18 protein-coding genes are annotated in these 19,583 nt (G+C 37.5%); 17 read left to right on the top strand and 1 reads right to left on the bottom strand.

The window, feature by feature from the left end:
• Nucleotides 1–184: 184 nt before the first annotated feature.
• The 17 genes from rlmD to DPX34_RS03545 all read left to right on the top strand — a co-directional run bounded on the left by rlmD (nucleotide 185) and on the right by DPX34_RS03545 (nucleotide 17,757).
• Nucleotides 185–1,501: a 23S rRNA (uracil(1939)-C(5))-methyltransferase RlmD gene (rlmD, locus tag DPX34_RS03625; RefSeq protein ID WP_111977058.1), complete on the top strand. Its 1,317-nt coding sequence runs from the start codon at nucleotides 185–187 to the stop codon at nucleotides 1,499–1,501.
• Nucleotides 1,502–1,540: 39 nt separating this feature from the next.
• Nucleotides 1,541–3,736, top strand: coding sequence for a GTP diphosphokinase (gene relA, locus DPX34_RS03620; protein ID WP_111977057.1), 2,196 nt, complete (start codon nucleotides 1,541–1,543; stop codon nucleotides 3,734–3,736).
• 158 nt (nucleotides 3,737–3,894) lie between these two features.
• Nucleotides 3,895–4,698, top strand: a complete 804-nt coding sequence (mazG, locus tag DPX34_RS03615) for a nucleoside triphosphate pyrophosphohydrolase (protein WP_111977056.1) — start codon at nucleotides 3,895–3,897, stop codon at nucleotides 4,696–4,698.
• 264 nt (nucleotides 4,699–4,962) lie between these two features.
• Nucleotides 4,963–6,591 (top strand): CTP synthase, encoded by a 1,629-nt coding sequence (gene pyrG, locus DPX34_RS03610; protein WP_111977055.1) that lies wholly within the window; start codon nucleotides 4,963–4,965, stop codon nucleotides 6,589–6,591.
• 54 nt (nucleotides 6,592–6,645) lie between these two features.
• Nucleotides 6,646–7,944: a phosphopyruvate hydratase gene (gene eno, locus DPX34_RS03605; RefSeq protein ID WP_111977054.1), complete on the top strand. Its 1,299-nt coding sequence runs from the start codon at nucleotides 6,646–6,648 to the stop codon at nucleotides 7,942–7,944.
• A gap of 97 nt (nucleotides 7,945–8,041) precedes the next feature.
• The gene (locus DPX34_RS03600; RefSeq protein WP_111977053.1) at nucleotides 8,042–8,686 is read left to right on the top strand and encodes a hypothetical protein; all 645 of its coding nucleotides are present in this window, start codon (nucleotides 8,042–8,044) and stop codon (nucleotides 8,684–8,686) included.
• A gap of 42 nt (nucleotides 8,687–8,728) precedes the next feature.
• Entirely contained in the window at nucleotides 8,729–9,007 is a 279-nt protein-coding gene (ftsB, locus tag DPX34_RS03595; RefSeq protein ID WP_111977052.1) for a cell division protein FtsB, read from the top strand.
• A gap of 19 nt (nucleotides 9,008–9,026) precedes the next feature.
• Nucleotides 9,027–9,722: a 2-C-methyl-D-erythritol 4-phosphate cytidylyltransferase gene (gene ispD, locus DPX34_RS03590; protein WP_111977051.1), complete on the top strand. Its 696-nt coding sequence runs from the start codon at nucleotides 9,027–9,029 to the stop codon at nucleotides 9,720–9,722.
• A complete protein-coding gene (gene ispF, locus DPX34_RS03585; protein ID WP_111977050.1) occupies nucleotides 9,719–10,204 on the top strand; it encodes a 2-C-methyl-D-erythritol 2,4-cyclodiphosphate synthase in 486 nt (161 codons plus the stop codon). Before ispD ends, ispF begins: the two co-directional genes overlap by 4 nt.
• Nucleotides 10,198–11,244, top strand: a complete 1,047-nt coding sequence (gene truD / locus DPX34_RS03580; protein WP_111977049.1) for a tRNA pseudouridine(13) synthase TruD — start codon at nucleotides 10,198–10,200, stop codon at nucleotides 11,242–11,244. The genes ispF and truD overlap by 7 nt, the downstream gene beginning before the upstream one ends.
• On the top strand, nucleotides 11,225–11,971 hold the full coding sequence (surE, locus tag DPX34_RS03575) for a 5'/3'-nucleotidase SurE (protein ID WP_111977048.1): 747 nt from the start codon (nucleotides 11,225–11,227) through the stop codon (nucleotides 11,969–11,971). Before truD ends, surE begins: the two co-directional genes overlap by 20 nt.
• Before the next feature lie 13 nt (nucleotides 11,972–11,984).
• Nucleotides 11,985–12,614, top strand: a complete 630-nt coding sequence (locus tag DPX34_RS03570; RefSeq protein WP_111977047.1) for a protein-L-isoaspartate(D-aspartate) O-methyltransferase — start codon at nucleotides 11,985–11,987, stop codon at nucleotides 12,612–12,614.
• Nucleotides 12,615–12,624: 10 nt separating this feature from the next.
• A complete protein-coding gene (locus DPX34_RS03565) occupies nucleotides 12,625–13,566 on the top strand; it encodes a DUF368 domain-containing protein (RefSeq protein ID WP_111977046.1) in 942 nt (313 codons plus the stop codon).
• A 78-nt stretch (nucleotides 13,567–13,644) separates the two neighbouring features.
• Complete coding sequence (locus tag DPX34_RS03560) at nucleotides 13,645–14,421, top strand: peptidoglycan DD-metalloendopeptidase family protein (RefSeq protein WP_232824639.1); 777 nt, start codon at nucleotides 13,645–13,647, stop codon at nucleotides 14,419–14,421.
• A 153-nt stretch (nucleotides 14,422–14,574) separates the two neighbouring features.
• Nucleotides 14,575–15,561: an RNA polymerase sigma factor RpoS gene (rpoS, locus tag DPX34_RS03555; RefSeq protein ID WP_111977044.1), complete on the top strand. Its 987-nt coding sequence runs from the start codon at nucleotides 14,575–14,577 to the stop codon at nucleotides 15,559–15,561.
• A gap of 136 nt (nucleotides 15,562–15,697) precedes the next feature.
• Nucleotides 15,698–17,161 carry a tRNA uracil 4-sulfurtransferase ThiI gene (thiI, locus tag DPX34_RS03550; RefSeq protein ID WP_111977043.1) on the top strand — a complete coding sequence of 488 codons (1,464 nt, stop codon included), beginning with the start codon at nucleotides 15,698–15,700 and terminating at the stop codon, nucleotides 17,159–17,161.
• 110 nt (nucleotides 17,162–17,271) lie between these two features.
• Complete coding sequence (locus DPX34_RS03545; protein WP_111977042.1) at nucleotides 17,272–17,757, top strand: phosphatidylglycerophosphatase A family protein; 486 nt, start codon at nucleotides 17,272–17,274, stop codon at nucleotides 17,755–17,757.
• A gap of 259 nt (nucleotides 17,758–18,016) precedes the next feature.
• On the opposite strand, the gene DPX34_RS03540 is transcribed toward DPX34_RS03545, so the two are convergent.
• Nucleotides 18,017–19,579 carry a CsiV family protein gene (locus DPX34_RS03540; protein WP_157964611.1) on the bottom strand — a complete coding sequence of 521 codons (1,563 nt, stop codon included), beginning with the start codon at nucleotides 19,577–19,579 and terminating at the stop codon, nucleotides 18,017–18,019.
• Nucleotides 19,580–19,583: the final 4 nt, after the last annotated feature.

The following is a 19,583-nucleotide window of genomic DNA, read 5'->3' as shown; positions in this document are numbered from 1 at the left end:
ATTCACGTATCTAGCGGGTAAGCTATCCTTTTTGAATGCTCGTCCCTTTTTGCCCACGAAAGATGTGTAAAAGTGATAATATACACAGAGTATCAGGGCGATGTAACCCTATTTAGTTGTTAATTTAAGCAAATGAAAGCTTAATGTTAATTTATTGATTAATTTATCGATAGTTTATTAAAAAATGGTTCAATTATATAAAAGTAAGCAAAAAACACCGCGCCAGCCTATTTATCTTGTCGTCGATATTGATAATTTAAATCAAAGTGGTGCGGGTGTTGGCCGATATAAAGGTAAAGTTATTTTTGTTAAAGGCGCATTACCTGCTGAACAAGTTAAAGTGCGTATAATTAGTGATAAAAAAAACATAATAGAAGCTGAAGTTGTTAAAATAATTAAAGCGTCACCCGTGCGGGTTACTCCGCAATGTGAGTATTATGAACAATGTGGTGGATGTCATTTACAACACCTAGATGCTAAAGCGCAATTAACATACAAACAAGAAATGGTACAAAGCTTGTTTGTGAAAGCCGGCTGGCCAAAAGCGCAAAGTTGGTTACCGCCTATTAGTGATTCAGCGTTTCATTATCGAAAGCGAGCCCGATTGGCCTGTTTTTATGATCATAAATCAGGTCAAATTACCGTCGGTTTACGGGCCGAAAATAGTAAAAAAATTATTAGTATTGAACATTGCCAAGTATTATCAAAGCCATTGAGTAAACTTTTAATTGAACTAAAGCCACTGTTAAACAGTCTAAATGGCAAAAAATACCTAGGGCATATTGATTTAAATCAGATGAGCTCAGTGCCATCAATAAAGGTATATACAACTAAATTACTCGATAATGAAGATGTAAAACAGTTATCTGATTTTGCAAAAAAGCATAAAGTAGTCGTTGTTACACAAGCAAAAGAGACGGCAGAAATTTTTGTTGATGGCGCAAAAGAGTTAACATACGCTGTTGATAACGTTATTATTAATTATTCCCTTGATGATTTTACGCAGGTCAATACTGATATTAATCACAAGATGGTGACACAAGCGATAGCTTGGTTAAATATCAATAAAGACGACCAAGTTTTAGATTTGTATTGTGGTTTAGGGAATTTTTCATTACCCATTGCTTTGCAAGCAAAAAATGTTGTTGGTATTGAAGGCATCGACACAATGGTGATGAAAGCGCAACATAATGCACAACGCAACGCTATTAAAAATTGTGAATTTATACAGGCTAATTTAGATGAGCCATGCGATAGTCATTTTAAACACAAGCAAAAAATCATTTTAGATCCTGCAAGGGCAGGTGCCGAATCTGTTTGCCAAATGGCAGGTAACTGGCAAGCTAGTCATGTTTTATATATCTCTTGCAACCCTAATTCATTAGCTAGAGATGGTAAACATTTACTAGATGCGGGTTTCAAGGTCGAAAAAATATGCTTATTAGATATGTTTCCCCAGACGTCACATGTCGAAACGATGGCTTTATTTACTAAATATTAAGCATTCATTGTGAACCTATAAAATTAATCAAGAGCTAATATGGTTACCGTTAGAAAGTCTCATACAAAAGATGCAAAAAAAATTAATATTGATGATTGGCTAACGAGTTTGGCCTTATCTGATGATTCAAGAACCCGAACCATCAGACGCGTGATTTTATATTGTGAAGACATCGCATGCGAGCCTCGTTTATTAGAACAAGCTCGAGAAATGGCCGAAATACTGGCTACATTGAACATGGATGCGGATACTTTTATGGCCGCGATGTTATTACCTTTTTGGAATAAAAAAAGGGTATCACCAGCGGCGTTGGAGTCTGAATTTGGTCTTGATGTTTTAAAATTGATTTTAGCCGTTGATAAAATGGCCGCAATTCGCTATTTGCAAACCAATGTTGTTAGTCATGTAAATACCGAGCAGCTAGATAATGTTAGACGTATGTTATTGGCGATGGTTGAAGATGTGCGGGCAATCGTTATTAAATTAGCGGCCTGTATTATTGAATTACGCTCAGTCAAAAATGCGGATGAAGAAACCCGGGTTTTAACGGCTAAAGAAGCTAGTAATATATATGCCCCATTGGCGAATCGTTTGGGCATTGGCCAATTAAAATGGGAAATTGAAGACTACGGTTTTCGATATTTGCATCCTGTAACGTATAAACGCATTGCTAAAATGTTGCATGAAAAAAGAACTGATCGTGAAGAGTATATCGACGAGTTTGTTGCAACGTTACAAAATAAGCTGAATAGCCTTAATATTGAAGGTGAAGTGATTGGCAGGCCAAAACACATTTACAGTATTTGGAAAAAAATGCAGAAAAAAGATCTGCCTTTTGAACGTGTTTATGATGTGAGGGCGGTGCGTGTTTTAGTTAATACATTACCTGAATGTTACGCCGCCTTAGGTGTTGTTCATACAACTTGGAGTGCGATCCATAAAGAGTTTGATGATTACATTGCCACGCCAAAATCGAATGGCTATCAATCTATTCATACGGTAGTTGTTGGACCAGAAGGTAAGCCTGTCGAAATACAAATACGTACCCACCAAATGCATCAAGATGCAGAACTAGGCGTTGCCGCTCATTGGCGTTACAAAGAGGGCTCAGCAACCGGTAAGCAAGATAGTTATCAAGAAAAAATAAACTGGTTACGTAAGTTACTGCAATGGCAAGAAGATGTGTCAGGTGATGATAACTTAGTTGATGAATTACGAAGTCAAGTTTTTGAAGATCGGGTTTATGTCTTTACGCCCAAAGGGCAAGTTATTGATTTACCTCAAGGTTCTACGCCTCTTGATTTTGCTTATTACATTCATAGTAACGTTGGCCATTGTTGTATTGGAGCAAAAGTGTTTGGCAAAATTGTGCCTTTTACTTACACCTTGAATAGTGGTGATCAAATTGAGATATTAACCAGTAAAGACGCAAACCCAAGTCGAGATTGGTTAAATCCTAATTTAGGTTATATCAAATCAAGTCGTGCTCGCAGTAAAGTTCATCATTGGTTTAAGCTACAAGATAAAGATAAAAACTATGCCGCGGGTATCGAAATTCTCGAACTTGAACTGGCACGTTCTGATCTATCTATTGATGATATTCAACCGGCCATTGACCGATTTAATGTTAATTCGGTTGAAGATTTAGCAGCGGCCATTGGTGGTGGCGATATTCGAGCCAGTCAAGTTGTCAATACGATAGAAAGTAAGAAAAAGCGTGATAAAAATGATATAGATCCACGTACATTTAACCGTAGCTCACATTCAAATGTCACAGATAAAGCTGACAGTGCCATTGTGGTTCAAGGTGTCGGTAATTTAATGAGTTACTTAGCCAAATGTTGTCAGCCATTACCGGGTGACTATATTTGTGGTTATATTACCCAAGGTAATGGTATATCAGTACATCGTGAAGATTGTGACCAGTTAGAATCTATGTTATCTCAACATCCTGAAAGGCAAGTTGATGTCGCATGGGGTAATACGGTACAAGCGGGATATCGAGTGTCTATTCTTGTGATTGCCAATGATCGTAACGGATTATTACGTGATGTGACAACGCTAATGGTCAATGAAAAAATTTCTGTTCATGCAATCAACAGCAGTACCAATGATAAAAATAATGAAGCGAAAATAACATTAGATATTGATGTGAATGATTTAGATAAATTAGGTCGAATTTTAAATCGACTAGAGCAAGTCGAAGACGTTGTTAACGCTAAAAGACTCCATTAATCTAATATCAAGCAAAACAGCTTTTATATGTTAGGTTGGTGCCTAACATATAAAATGACCTTTTTATCTTAAGTATTTCTTATTTTAAGTCCTGATGTGATCCGGATTGCAATCAATATACTTTTGCTTACGACACTCAACCTCAAGCGTAAAATACAATGAATAAAACAACCGTTGCTCCTTTAATCGATATTATGAAAAAGTTAAGAGATCCTGAAAAAGGTTGCCCTTGGGATTTAAAGCAGACGTACGCCACTATTGTCCCATATACCTTAGAAGAGGCTTACGAAGTGGCAGATGCAATTGAACAAGCTGATTTTGAAGAATTAAAAGGTGAACTTGGCGATTTGTTATTCCAAGTCATATTTTATTGTCAGTTAGCGGTAGAGGATGGTTTGTTTGATTTTTCTGATGTCGTTGATACCGTTTGTGAAAAATTAACTCGTCGTCATCCACATGTTTTTGGTGAACAATCGTTCACCGAGGAACAAGTTAAAGCCAATTGGGAAGCAGAAAAACAAAAAGAAAGAATGGTTAAAAATGATAATGAATTTACCAGTATTCTGAGTAATATCCCCAAGAGTCAACCTGCGCTAACGCGTGCGAATAAAATTCAAAAACGTTGTGCATCCGTCGGTTTTGATTGGCCCGATGTGCAAGGCGCATTAGATAAGGTAGATGAAGAGGTTGCTGAATTAAAAGCAGAACTACATGCAAGCACAATTGATACCGATAAAGTGACTGATGAAATGGGTGATTTAATGTTCGCGATGGTCAATTTAAGCCGTAAACTCAAACTTGATCCTGAAGCCACTTTACGTCAAGCCAGTGCAAAATTTACTCGCCGCTTTAATGCCATTGAGCAACTCGCTCATCAAGAAAATACGCATTTAGAAAACCTAGAATTGTCTGAAATGGAAGCGTTATGGCGCGAAGTAAAGAAGGCTGAAAAGATCAATTAAATAACCAAATTAAATAAATCATGCGCAGGCAAGCTCGCATTATGTTAACGATGCGTTGTTAAAATGTATCGTTTCATTCTCATGGTAGTATTATGTGTTTTTCATACTCTTCACATTCACGAAAGTTATAACAATTGAATTGTTTGCGTAGTTAGCTTCTGTTAGACTATTGCCCCGTCTTTAAGCCCTTTTATCCCTTTGCTGATATGCGACATTTAGTCGTTTGGGCTACTCATATTTTTATTCTTTAGCTTAGGTTTTTTAATGACGACTCGATATATATTCGTTACTGGCGGTGTAGTTTCTTCTCTTGGTAAAGGCATTGCTGCTGCTTCACTTGCTGCTATTTTAGAAGCTCGTGGTTTAAACGTTACCATAATGAAGTTGGATCCGTATATTAACGTCGATCCTGGCACTATGAGCCCAATACAACACGGCGAAGTGTTTGTAACAGAAGATGGTGCAGAAACCGATCTCGATTTAGGTCATTATGAACGATACATTCGTACAAAAATGACGAAAGGTAATAACTTTACGCAAGGTCGCGTATACGAAGATGTATTACGCAGAGAGCGACGTGGTGATTATTTAGGTGCCACTATTCAAGTTATTCCTCATATCACTAATGACATTAAACGCCGAATTGTTGAATGTGGTGAGGGTCATGATATTGCATTAGTCGAGATTGGTGGCACAGTTGGTGATATTGAATCACAACCGTTCTTAGAGTCTATTCGTCAGCTTGGCGCAGAATTAGGGCGCGAGCATGTGATGTATATGCATTTAACGTTAGTGCCTTACTTAAAAGCGGCTGGCGAAGTTAAAACCAAACCGACTCAACACTCGGTTAAAGATTTACGCTCTATTGGTATTCAACCTGATGTATTAATTTGTCGTTCAGATCGTTCTTTACCTAATAACGAACGTCAAAAAATAGCGCTTTTCACCAATGTTGAAGAAAAAGCCGTTATTTCAATGCCTGATGTTAATACGATATACCGTATTCCTGCTTTATTAAAATCTCAAGGTTTAGACAGTTTAATCATTCGTCGTTTTCATATTGATTGCCCAGAAGCTGATTTGTCTGATTGGGAGCAAGTATTATACGAAGAGTCTAATCCAAACGGTGAAGTTAACATTGGTATGGTCGGTAAATATGTTGAGTTACCGGATGCTTATAAATCGGTTAACGAAGCCTTAAAACATGCCGGTTTGAAAAATCGCGTTACCGTTAATATACACTACATAGATTCACAAGATCTTGAAGCTAAAGGTGTCGATAAACTCGCTGATTTAGATGCTATTTTAGTGCCGGGTGGTTTTGGTGAACGAGGAACAACCGGGAAAATGTTAGCGGCTCAATATGCCCGTGAAAACAAAGTGCCTTATTTAGGTATTTGTTTAGGAATGCAATTAGCATTGATCGAATTTGCTCGCAATGTGGCTAAATTAGACGATGCAAATAGTACAGAATTTGATGCTAAATCGCCGTTCCCTGTTGTTGGTTTAATAACAGAATGGCAAAACAGTGATGGTGAAGTAGAAGAGCGCACAAAAGATTCAGATTTAGGTGGCACAATGCGTTTAGGCGCACAGCTTTGTCACTTAGCTGAAGGTTCAAAAGCAGCAGAAGCTTATCGTGCTACAGAAATTCATGAGCGTCACCGTCATCGTTATGAAGTAAATAACAATTATCGTGAACAACTAGAGGCCGCTGGTTTAGTATTCTCTGGTTTGTCAGCTGACAAAAAATTAGTTGAAGTGATTGAATTACCTGATCACCCTTGGTTTATTGCAGCTCAGTTCCACCCCGAATTTACGTCAACGCCGCGTGATGGACATCCTTTATTTGAAGGTTTCATTGCTGCAGCGCATAAAACACAGAAACAATAATACGTGCGCGCATGATAGCGCGCTTTTCCATATACATACCGAGGAATTAGGTTTATGTCATCTATCGTTAAAATTATCGGTCGTGAAATTATCGACTCACGTGGTAACCCAACTGTTGAAGCAGATGTTTATTTAGAAAGCGGCGCAATGGGCCGTGCAGCAGCACCATCTGGTGCCTCTACTGGTTCTCGCGAAGCATTAGAATTAAGAGATGGTGATAAATCACGTTTCTTAGGCAAAGGCGTAGAAAAAGCAATTGCTAACGTAAATGGTCCAATTCAAGAATCATTATTAGGTAAAGATGCATTAGAGCAACGTGCAATCGATAAAATCATGATCGATTTAGACGGTACTGATTTCAAATCTAACTTAGGTGCAAATGCTGTTTTAGCTGTATCATTAGCCGTAGCTAAAGCTGCTGCTATTGAGAAAGGCGTCGCTTTATATGAGCACATTGCTGATATCAATGGCACTTCAGGTCAATTCACATTACCTTTACCTATGATGAACATCATCAATGGTGGTGAGCATGCTGACAACAACGTTGATATTCAAGAATTCATGATTCAACCTGTTGGCGCGAAAACGTTCAAACAAGCTATCCAAATGGGTGCTGAAGTTTTCCATAACTTGAAAAAAGTATTAAGCGCACGCGGTTATAACACAGCTGTTGGTGATGAAGGTGGTTTCGCTCCGGATCTAAAATCAAATGCAGAAGCGTTAGAAGTGATTGCAGAAGCAATTGCTAAAGCGGGTTATGTTATTGATAAAGACATCACTTTAGCATTAGATTGTGCTGCATCTGAATTCTATGAGAAAGACGCTGGCATTTATAACTTAAAAGGTGAAGGTAAAACTTACACTTCAAATGAGTTCTCTGATTTCTTAGCGACTTTATGTGAAGAATACCCAATTGTTTCAATTGAAGATGGCTTAGACGAGTCAGATTGGGATGGTTTCAAATACCAAACTGAAATTTTAGGTGACAAGATCCAAATCGTTGGTGATGATTTATTCGTAACTAACACTAAAATTTTGAAAGAAGGTATTGATAAAGGTATTGCTAACTCTATCTTAATTAAATTTAACCAAATCGGTTCTTTAACTGAAACATTAGAAGCTATCCAAATGGCTAAAGATGCGGGTTATACTGCTGTTATTTCGCACCGTTCAGGTGAAACTGAAGATGCAACAATTGCTGATTTAGCAGTTGGTACTTCTGCGGGTCAAATTAAAACGGGTTCTATGAGCCGTTCTGACCGTGTTGCTAAGTACAATCAATTACTTCGCATTGAAGAAGCTTTAGGTGAAAAAGCTATCTTTAATGGTCGTTCAGAAGTTAAAGGTCAGTAATTTTTAATGCCTTTTAAAACTAGCCATGAAAATGGCTAGTTTTTTCGCTACACTCAGACATAATACAATGTAATGATTGGTTCTTTTTTTGAGTATTATGGTGTCGCAGCAAAAAGATTTTTCTCAAGACAGTGAACGGCTTCTCGTTTATTCACAACTTTGTAATGTATTTTACGAACGTGAACTTAAATTTCTCCTCGAATCAGAATTAAATGTTGAATTACTCACTAAGCGTTTGTCCAGCTTATCTTTTTATATAAAGCGTGCGGCAGAATTATTAATATCGTTAAGTTCCCCTTTACAATTAGATAGTCAGAATGGCACGTGGTCAGCACCACAAAAACGCATGATCCCTTCTTTAAAAATTGCTGAAAAGCATAATGACAGCTGGTTTAGCCGATATGCTGTGATGGGACTTATTATACCGATAGAAAAAACGGTTAAAGACATAACCTGTATCCGCTTAGACTGTATTGATGAAATTAATCATGAATTAAAACAATTTCATGTTAACGAACATGGTTGGTTTTATTTTAATGGTTTACCCGTTAAAACGGCACCCACTTATACCCGCATCCGAGCTTGTAAAGCACTTAAAGATATCATGATCGCCGCCTGTTGTGGTCATCAATGGATAGCAACGGATAAAACCTATCATCGCACCTTAACCTTAAGAGAATTGTTATTAACTTCTGTGATTAATTGGTCTAACTTGCATAAGCCACTCGCCATCAATCGTTAAAATAGCTATAGTGTCTTCATTTATTATATCTGATTTTAATTCATGCCTGTTTTTCGAATAATCCTAATTATTTTACTTTGCTTGTTACAATATCGTTTATGGTTTGGTGAAAACTCCATTTCTGAATATTTTAAATTACAAAGTAAAGTTGAAGGTATTAAAATAGAAAATGACAATTTATTACAGCGTAATAAATTGATTACGGCCGATATAGCTGATCTTAAATTAGGTAAAGAAGCGATCGAAGAGCGTGCACGAAATGAATTAGGTTTAATTTCCCCTGGTGAAATTTTTTATCGTGTCATACCTAAACATCAATAATCTGTAAAATTTTGTCTTTATGAATAATCCCTCTATTAAAATCACAGCTGTTATTCCGGCTGCAGGTATCGGTAAGCGTATGCAAGCCGACAAACCTAAGCAATACCTCGTTATAAATAATAAAACTATTTTAGAGCATACAGTCGCTAAGCTGTTGCAAGTGCCTGAAGTTACAAACATCATTTTGTCTGTCGCGTCTGATGACCCTTACATTAGACACGTCAGTGAAAATTGGCCTGCTAACGTTAAAATAGTGCAAGGTGGCGCAGAGCGTGTTGACTCTGTTTTGGCCGCTTTACAAAATGTTGAACCAGACAGTTGGGTTATGGTACATGATGCCGCTCGGCCTTGTGTACCGCTTAACGATATCAATAAATTAATTGCTCACTGTTTAAAATTGAATGAAGGTGGCATTTTAGCAATGCCAGTTCGCGATACGATGAAAAGAAGTGATGAGCAAGCGATTGTGCAACAAACGGTGACCAGAGCTAATTTATGGCATGCGCATACACCACAAATGTTTAAAAACGATATGCTTGTATCCGCTATACAATCGGCGCAATTAAATCACGTTGATATCACGGATGAAGCCTCCGCTATCGAGTCTGTTGGTGGTATTGTTCACTTAATTGAAAGCCAAGCTTGTAATATTAAAATAACACAGCCAGATGACCTGACATTAGCTGAATACTTTTTAACAAGAGAAGCAGTATGAATTTAAGAATAGGGCACGGTTTTGACGTGCATAAATTTGGCGGTGAAGGCCCAATTGTATTAGGCGGTATTAAAATACCGTACGATAAAGGGTTTGTCGCTCATTCTGATGGCGATGTGGCAATACATGCATTGTGTGACGCTATATTAGGTGCGTTAGCCATGGGCGATATTGGTCAACATTTTCCTGACACAGATGCCGATTATGAGAATATCGACTCGCGTATCTTATTGCGCCATGTTTGGTCATTAGTTTCAGCCAAAGGTTATAAATTAGGTAATGCGGATGTGACTATTATTGCGCAAGCACCCCTAATGGCCCCGCATATTGAATCCATGCGTGCCATATTAGCCAGTGATTTAACGGCCGATAAAGATCAAGTTAATGTGAAAGCGACAACGACTGAAAAGTTAGGTTTTACCGGACGTAAAGAAGGGATCGCAGTTGAAGCGGTCGTGCTACTAGAGAAAAGTGAATGTTAGATTTACCCTATTTATACGGCGCACCGACAATAGAAGGTGTGATCCGCAGCTGTAATGACGATTTTTATGTTGAAGAAATTTTGGGCTTTCAACCTTCGGGTCAAGGTGAACACTTATGGGTTTATATTGAAAAAAAGGGTGAGAATACTCAATTTGTTGCCAATCAATTAGCTAAAATTTTAGGCGTTCAACCGCGAGAAGTGGCCACATCAGGGATGAAAGACAGGCATGCCTGCACTCGCCAATGGCTTTCTCTACCTTACCCGATAAAAAAGCCAATCCCCAAAAATATAAAAATTGATAATACTCAGATTTTATTGGTAACACGACACGACCGAAAATTAAAAACCGGTACTCATAAAGCTAATCGATTTATCTTAAAAATTAAAACGCCACAATTGACAAGTGAACAAGTCAATCAATTAGATGAACGAATTAACCAAATTAAAACAATGGGGGTCCCTAATTACTTTGGTGAGCAGCGTTTCGGTCGTCATGGTGCCAATATACAAAAAGCATTAGATTTGTTTGCGGGTAAATTTAAAGTCAAAGATAAAAAGAAACGTGGCATTTATTTATCTTCTGCTCGTTCATTTTTATTTAATCAGATGATCAAAAAACGGATTGATGCTGAATTGTTTAAGCCGTGTGTCGGTGATGTATTTATTTTATCCGGTTCTAACTCAATTTTTGTTGAACCTGCGTTAACGGATGAACTTTTAAAGCGCTATTCAACTCACGATATACAAATAAGTGCTGCACTGTGGGGGGAGGGTGACTTAAAGAGCTTTGATAAAATCGCTGATATAGAGCAAGCGGTAGCTAATGAGCATGAAGCATTAGCACAAGGTTTGTGCAGCGTACGCATGAAGCAAGAAAGGCGCAGTATTAATTTACACTTACCCGATATTTCATATCAATATAGTAAGCAAACAATCGAGTTGCAGTTTGATTTACCTACTGGCTGTTTTGCCACTGCGGTGTTGCGTGAAATCATAAATTATACCGATGGTAGTAAACATGAACATATTGCTGAGTAATGATGACGGCGTGCATGCACTCGGAATGAGTACGCTTTACGACACATTAAAAAACGAACATGCTTTAACCGTAATAGCACCTGATCGTAACTGCAGTGGAGCGAGTAACAGTTTAACCTTGGTTAATCCGTTGCGGGTTCAATCACTGCAGAATGGTTTTTACTCGGTCAACGGTACACCCACTGACTGTGTTCATGTGGGGATTAATCAAGTTATGCAACCTGAGCCCGAATTGGTAATTGCAGGCATTAATCATGGTCCCAATTTAGGCGATGACGTGGTGTATTCGGGTACTGTCGCCGCTGCAATGGAAGGTCGACATATGGGGCATACGGCTATTGCGGTGTCACTAGTGGGTACAACACATTTTAAAACGGCGGCACTGGTCATTAAAAATCTGATAAATCAATTACCTAACCTACAGTTAAGCGCTAAACAAATTTTGAATATAAACGTGCCTGATATTCCATTTGACCAATTAAAAGGGTATAAAATTACCCGTTGTGGCTCAAGACACAGAGCAACAAGTATGACAAAATCTCAAGACCCATATGGACGTGATATATACTGGTATGGCCCTCAAGGCCCAGAACAAGAAGAAGATGATACAACGGATTTTGCTGCGGTAAAATCAGGGTATGTTTCGGTAACCCCGTTGTCCGTTGATATGACAGCTTACACTAGCCTTCCATTACTGAATGATTGGGCTTTAACAATCACTAAATAAAAATATATAAAATATGAATACTAGAAACGGGCAACAGTTAAGTGCCTTATTACAACAAGAAGGTATTAAAGACCCTGTGGTTCTGCAGGCTGTTGCCAATACCCCCAGACAACTATTTGTTGAAGCCGCTTTAGGGCATAAAGCTTATGAGAACACCGCTTTACCTATTGGTAAAGGGCAAACGATTTCACAACCCGTTGTTGTTGCGCGTATGACTGAAATTTTACGAGAGCATAATATAACGGGTAGCGTGCTAGAAATTGGCACGGGATCAGGCTACCAAACCGCGATCCTAGCAAAAATATATGAGCATGTTTATTCTGTTGAACGTATTAAATCGTTACAATTTCAAGCGAGAAGAAAATTACAGCAAATTGATTTGCATAATGTGTCTATGAAGCATGGTGATGGTTGGAAAGGGTGGGCTTCGAAAGCACCGTTCACCGCGATAATTGTTACCGCCGCCGCTGCCTCAGTGCCAGAAAAGCTATTAGCGCAATTAACAGATGGCGGTGTTCTGGTGATCCCCGTTGGAACCGACTCTCAAGTATTACAAGTTATCAAACGTCAAGGTGATAAATTTACCGTTGATAACGTGGCTAATGTTAAGTTCGTCCCTTTAGTGCCGGGCGATATAGAATAATGGATTATTTATGAAACAGCGAAATATTAAAGACTATGCATTATTAACCACAAAAGGTTTAGCGATGGGCGCTGCCGATGTTGTACCTGGGGTTTCAGGTGGCACCGTTGCGTTTGTAACGGGTATTTATGATGAATTATTAGGTTCATTAAAAAAGCTTGGCCCGAGCATTATCCCAATGCTTTTTAAGCAAGGTATCAAAGCAACCTGGCAACATATCAATGGCAATTTTTTACTAGCGGTATTTGGTGGCATACTATTAAGCCTTAAAACATTTGCTTCGCTTATCTCATTTGCATTAGCGCACCATCCCATCCTCGTCTGGGCTTTTTTCTCCGGCTTGATCATTGCGTCCATTCGTTTGTTATTTAACCAACAACCTAAATGGCAGATTAAACAATATTTAAGCATGTTGTTGGGGATTATCATTGTTTACTTTATTTCAGTATCTACACCCGCACAATTACCCTCAGACGGCTGGTTTTTATTCTTAGGTGGCTTTATTGCAATATGTGCCATGATTTTACCCGGGATCTCAGGTAGCTTTATATTATTACTGATGGGACTTTATCCTGTCTTTTTAGACGCAATTAAATCCATCGATATTATTGCATTAGCTAGTTTTGGTGGCGGCTGTATATGTGGTTTGCTGGTGTTTTCTCGCTTTTTATCTTGGCTTTTAGCTAAGTATGAGCAAACAACGATTGCCGTATTAATTGGTTTTTTGATTGGTTCTTTAAATGTCACTTGGCCATGGAAGCAAACAGTGTCAACTTATATCAACCGGCATGGCGATGAGCTACCTTTAATTAGAGCTAACGTTAACCCTAATGATTTTGAAATGCTCACCCAAGTGAACCCCCAACTTACTTTAGCTGTTATTGTTTGTTTATCGGGTATTGCATTAGTTATTGGTTTAGAATTTTTAGCAACAAAATTCAAACAAAATTAATTACAAGCTATAATGCCGAATTCAGAGAATATTATAACTTTTAAAATAGTAATAGTGCTTTTGTTAAGCAGTATTCTGTTGTCTTGTGCACAACGCTCTGAACCCGCACCTGTGACAAGCGTATACCGAGGTACGTCAATACATGACTTCAAAGCGAACACCCTAAAACAGCAGAAATACAGAGTCAAAAAAGGTGAAACCCTTTATTCTATTGCCTTTAGAGCCGGTACGGATTTTAGAGAACTCGCCAAACTTAATAACATAAACCCGCCTTATACTTTATTTCCTGACCAAGTTATTCTGTTATCTAAAACACCGGTTAGTATTAATAAAACAAAAAAGCATAAAAAAACGCCTCAAATACCTAAAAGATCTAATAAAAAGTCGACTGTAACGGTTGCTAAGCCGTTAAGACAAGAGTATGTTGTAAATACTGAAATTGTTAATAAAAAGTTAACACCTTCACGAGATAATAATAAAAATATAATATGGCAATGGCCAACTAGTGGTAAAATTTTAACTCGATTCTCAACTGCAGAATTCGGTAATAAAGGTTTAGATATTAGTGGCAAAAAAGGAAACCCAATATACGCTGCCGCAAATGGTAAAGTCGTATATGCAGGTAACGCTTTGAGAGGTTACGGTAATCTTATAATTATTAAACATAATGAAGATTATTTGAGTGCATATGCCCACAATAACCGTTTGTTAATTAAAGAGCAGCAATGGGTAAAAGCAGGGCAGCAAATTGCTGAAATGGGAAAGAGCGATAGCGATAAGGTTAAGTTACATTTTGAGGTGCGGTACAAAGGTAACACTGTGGACCCACTCAAATATTTACCTAGAAAGCGGTAACTTTAGGTAAAGCTTTAAATGCGCCAGGTGAAAATAATGTCACCATTGAATTGCTTAAACCATAGTGCTTTAGAGTGTAACGATAAATGGAATACGTTTTTAAACCAACCATGGTTTAAAAACGAATAATTATTTGTTGAGTTGGAGAAACATATGAGTCGTACACAAAATACTGAAACAGACAACACACCAATTGTTGATATGGAAATCGATGATGTTATCGAGTTGGAAGAAAAAGCCCCTAAATCAACTAAAAAATCATCTAAAGAAGAAACCTTAACCCAAGAAGAATTTACAAAAACACTTGATGCCACTCAGCTTTATTTAGGTGAAATTGGTTTCTCGCCTTTATTATCGGCAGAAGAAGAAGTCTTTTTTGCACGTAAAGCCCTTAAAGGGTGTGATGCAAGCCGCAAGCGTATGATTGAAAGTAATTTACGTTTAGTGGTAAAAATAGCCCGCCGTTATAATAACCGTGGATTAGCTTTGCTTGATCTAATTGAAGAAGGCAACCTTGGCCTAATTCGAGCGGTAGAAAAATTTGATCCTGAACGTGGCTTTCGTTTTTCTACTTATGCAACTTGGTGGATCCGACAAACGATTGAACGCGCAATCATGAATCAAACCCGCACCATTCGTTTACCAATCCATGTTGTTAAAGAATTAAATGTGTATTTACGCGCTTCACGTGAATTAGCTCAAAAATTAGATCATGAGCCAACGGCAGAAGAAATAGCTGAAATGTTAGACAAGAGTCCGTCTGATGTAAGTAAAATGCTACGCTTAAATGAAAAAATTACATCAGTTGATACACCCATAGGTGGTGACTCAGAAAAAGCGTTACTTGACATTATCGCTGATGAAAATAGCTCAGGTCCTGAAAACAACTTACAAGATGATGATATCAAACACAGCATTGTCCATTGGTTAGAAGAGTTAAACCCTAAGCAACGTGAGGTACTTGCTCGTCGTTTTGGTTTACTGGGCTATGAAGCCTCTACACTAGAAGATGTAGGTAAAGAAATAGGTTTAACACGTGAACGAGTTCGCCAAATTCAAGTTGAAGCATTAAAACGTTTACGTGATGTATTAACACACGAAGGTTTATCGATAGAATCGTTGTTTGAAATAGAACAATAATCGATTTTAACCATCTAACAAAAAGGTGAGTAATATAAATTACTCACCTTTTTTCGTTTTATTAACCTAAAATTTTTAAACCACCACGCCTTCATGTATAATCCGCCACCATTTTCTAAGCTTTTTTGAGACTCTCATGGTTAAATTCATCGTAAAATTTCATTCTGAAATTGCAGTAAAAAGTAATTCTGTTCGTAAACGTTTTATTAAAATTCTAGAAAGTAATATAAAGAATGTTTTACGCCGAGTTGACGAAAGTGCAAAAGTTCAACGTAATTGGGATTTTTTGCAAGTCAGAGTTTCAGAAACACATTTAGATGCGTGTATTGATATATTAGCCAGTACGCCGGGTATTGCTCAATTTAATCAAGTATTGGAATCTGACTATACGGATTTTGATGATATTTGTGATCAAGTGCTTCCTACCTATCAACCACTTATTGTCAATAAAACATTCCGAGTTAATGTAAAACGTCGTGGTAAACACGAATTTTCATCTTTAGATCTTGAGCGATACCTTGGTGGTGCGCTTAATCAATCGGTTGAGTCAGCCAAAGTTAAATTAAAAAATGCTGATGTTACGGTCAACCTTGAAATTAATGATGATAAATTATTAATTATTGCGCGTAAGTTTAAAGGCTTAGGTGGTTTTCCTATTGCGACACAAGAAGATACACTTTCACTTATCTCGGGTGGTTTTGACTCTGGTGTGTCTAGTTATTACATGATCAGAAAAGGCTCACGTACTCATTATTTATTTTTTAATTTAGGTGGCCGTGAACATGAGATTGGTGTTAAGCAAGTTGCCTATTATATATGGGATAAATTTGGTGCCTCACATAGAGTTAAGTTTATTGCTGTTGATTTTCAACCCATTGTTGCTGAAATTTTAGAAAACACCAGTTCAGGTTTAATGGGTGTTGTGTTAAAACGAATGATGTTACGTGCGGCTGAACAAGTGGCTAATAAGTTTAATATCAAAGCGTTAGTAACCGGTGAAAGTTTAGGTCAAGTTTCAAGCCAAACCGTAACCAATTTAAATGTTATTGATCGGTCGATTGAGACGTTGGTGATCAGACCGCTCATACATTTAGATAAACAAGATATCATTGACACGGCTCGTGTTATTGGTACTGAAGATTTTGCTAAAACCATGCCTGAATTCTGTGGTGTTATTTCGCAAAAACCCAATGTTGCAGCACCTTTAGCAAAAGTTGAAGCCACCGAAAACAACTTTAATATGGCTTTAATCGATCAAGTTGTTAGTGATTGTGTTGTTTATGACATTAAAGATTTAAAAGAAGAAGCAGACGCTGAAGTAGGGCAAGTAGAGGCTGTCAGCGAATTAAACACACAATCTGTCATTATTGATATTCGATCACCTGATGAAGAAGACAGTGAACCGTTAGAGATTGATGATGCTGACATCACTCACATTCCATTTTATAAATTAGCCACTAAATTTGCAGAATTTGCTAAAACCAAACCACCTGAAAGTGAATTTTTACTCTATTGTAAAAAAGGTGTAATGAGTAAACTGCAAGCTCTCTTATTACATGAAGCAGGATACAAAAATGTCAGCGTGTTTTATTTAAAGTAGATATTCAACGGTAAAAGAATATTAACGATTTAAATATTGCTGATTAACTTAATCTAATATAGCTAGCCTGATCCATCTTAGGCTAGCTATGCTAATAATAACGATAAATAATGATTAAACCTGAACTAAAAAAGTTAAATTTATTAAACCCCATTCATTTTCTTTCGTTAGGTTTTGGCAGTGGACTTGCACCTTTTGCCCCCGGTACTTTTGGCACGCTAGCGGCTATCCCTGTAGTTATTCTTGCGAGTTTGTTAGGCGATATAGGTTACAGCATATTAACCGTATTTTTTGCTGTGATAGGCTGTTATTTTTGTGGCTACACGGCTAAAGCATTAAATACACATGATCACCCTGCCATTGTTTGGGACGAAGTGGTGGGGTTAATGATTACATTTTGGTATATACCGTTGACTTGGCAAAATATCATTATTGGTTTTGTGTTGTTTCGTTTTTTTGATATTTTAAAGCCTTGGCCAATAAAGTGGGTCGACCAAAAGGTACACGGTGGGTTTGGTATTATGCTGGATGATATATTAGCTGGTTTTATGTCGTTGCTGTGTTTGTATGGTGTGAACCTATTAATGACAAGTTAATAGGTAACGATTAAACTTTAAATTACCTTGCTGACTATAGATTGGCTATCATTCATCAGTTTAATAATCTTGTGTCATATTTAGCTGAGTAAAGCCAGTCAAAACTTATTAGATGTATTAATTTTGTGCAATCTAATCCATCAATCACTTATTTGTTTTTAACAAGCCAGAATCAAATTTTTGTTTTGTTTACTTTGATTCTGGCTACGTCCATCAAATAATATAATTTGTCTTAACTGATATTCTACTTGTATTTGCACTATTCTTTAGGTGCTACAGGTGGCGTGTATTTTCTCACTTGCATCATAATTCCCATCAAAGGGTGATCAAAATAATGTATTTCACCGCTGCGAATACGTCTATTTTGCTTAAATGGATAGGCGTATAAGTAAGAATCAGGTAAGGCCGCTTTGCGGGCATTCACATCTTCGTTATAGCCAACTTCAATAGGTAAATTAAGTTGGTTATTTTTCTCGTGATGTTGATTAACTTCCTCTTGCAAAGCCAATTGTAATGGATGTTTACCGACTTTTCTCACATTGAATTCGGTTTCTATGTAGAGGTAATGGCGCAAGTATATTTTAAATAAACCATCGAATTCCCATACTTGCTCTGGCATTGAATCTGAAAGTTGTTTTGCTTGCCACTTTTCTACTTTATCTTGCCATTGCGCTTTTTCTACTTGCCATTCGCCTTGATCTATTTTGCCTAACAAATTTTGAATATTACTCACGACGCTGTGATGTTCTAAGCTTAAATTTTCATCTGGGCTTAATTCGGTATTTAATGGTGCATCATTTAACGTGGCTACTTGAGTTGTTAATTGATTTTCAGCTGATCCATCGACTACGGGTTCACCTGAATATTGATATTCACGTGAATAGTTTTTGCCGGTAAATATGCGCCAAGGTTTTTCTCTTCTTTCTGATTTAACGGGTTGACGCCAGCCGAAGTGTAATAATGGTTTTATATCATTCCGCCACATTAACTTTTGAACTTCTTTACGGAAGTGTAACGAGGCATCACTGATTAAATAAGGCTGTCTGTTATATACATTTTCGATTGCCGATAATCTTAAAGGGATATCAGACCAATAAATTTTGTTTTGTATCTCGTTTAAGATTTTACCTTCTGTAAATATTGATGATGGAAAGGTTTGTTTGCAATGATTTAATACGCCACCTGTTTGCCAAGCCGCTTTATTTAATAACGATACGGTTTGAAATAAATTTTTGCTTTCATTTACTGTTTCTGCATTTGTTAATTCTGTCGTTATTACACTTTCTTGGCCCGTGTTATCTAATGCAATAGACGAGTTCAGTTCATTATTTGGCTGAGTTATTATTTTAGTTTGGTTAGCCGTGTTTACATCAGGATTCTCTTGACGACTTTCATTAGTCCTCTCATCTGTGGTTATGAATGAGGCATCATCACCAAATACCCCAGGTTTATTGCCTTGTTCAATCATAGAAGTGAGTTGAGCGTCTAACTCATAGGTATCATCTATTAATATGTCAGGTGCCGTAAAATATTGAAAAGGGGTTGCTTGCGCTTTGTCTTTGGCAACTAATGCGTCGCATTGGGGAAGCAAAGCTAACGCTTCTGCACCCGATTGCGGAAAACGAGATGAAATTAAATCCCTTGCTTTATTAACATCAATAATATTTGCCGTATCTGGAAATTTTTCACTCAGTTGTTCAGTGTCGTTATCATGAGAAAAAATAACTAATTCAACTTCAAACCAGCGTTCATTGGCATTAACACGCAACGTATAGCAGGCGACGATAATGGTTAAAAAATATAAAAAACGTGATGAATTCACTGTT

Source organism: Algibacillus agarilyticus (assembly GCF_003286125.1).
GTDB lineage: Bacteria > Pseudomonadota > Gammaproteobacteria > Enterobacterales > Alteromonadaceae > Algibacillus > Algibacillus agarilyticus.
Note: the sequence above shows the minus strand (reverse complement) of the source record. Positions and strands in the feature narration are given on the sequence as shown.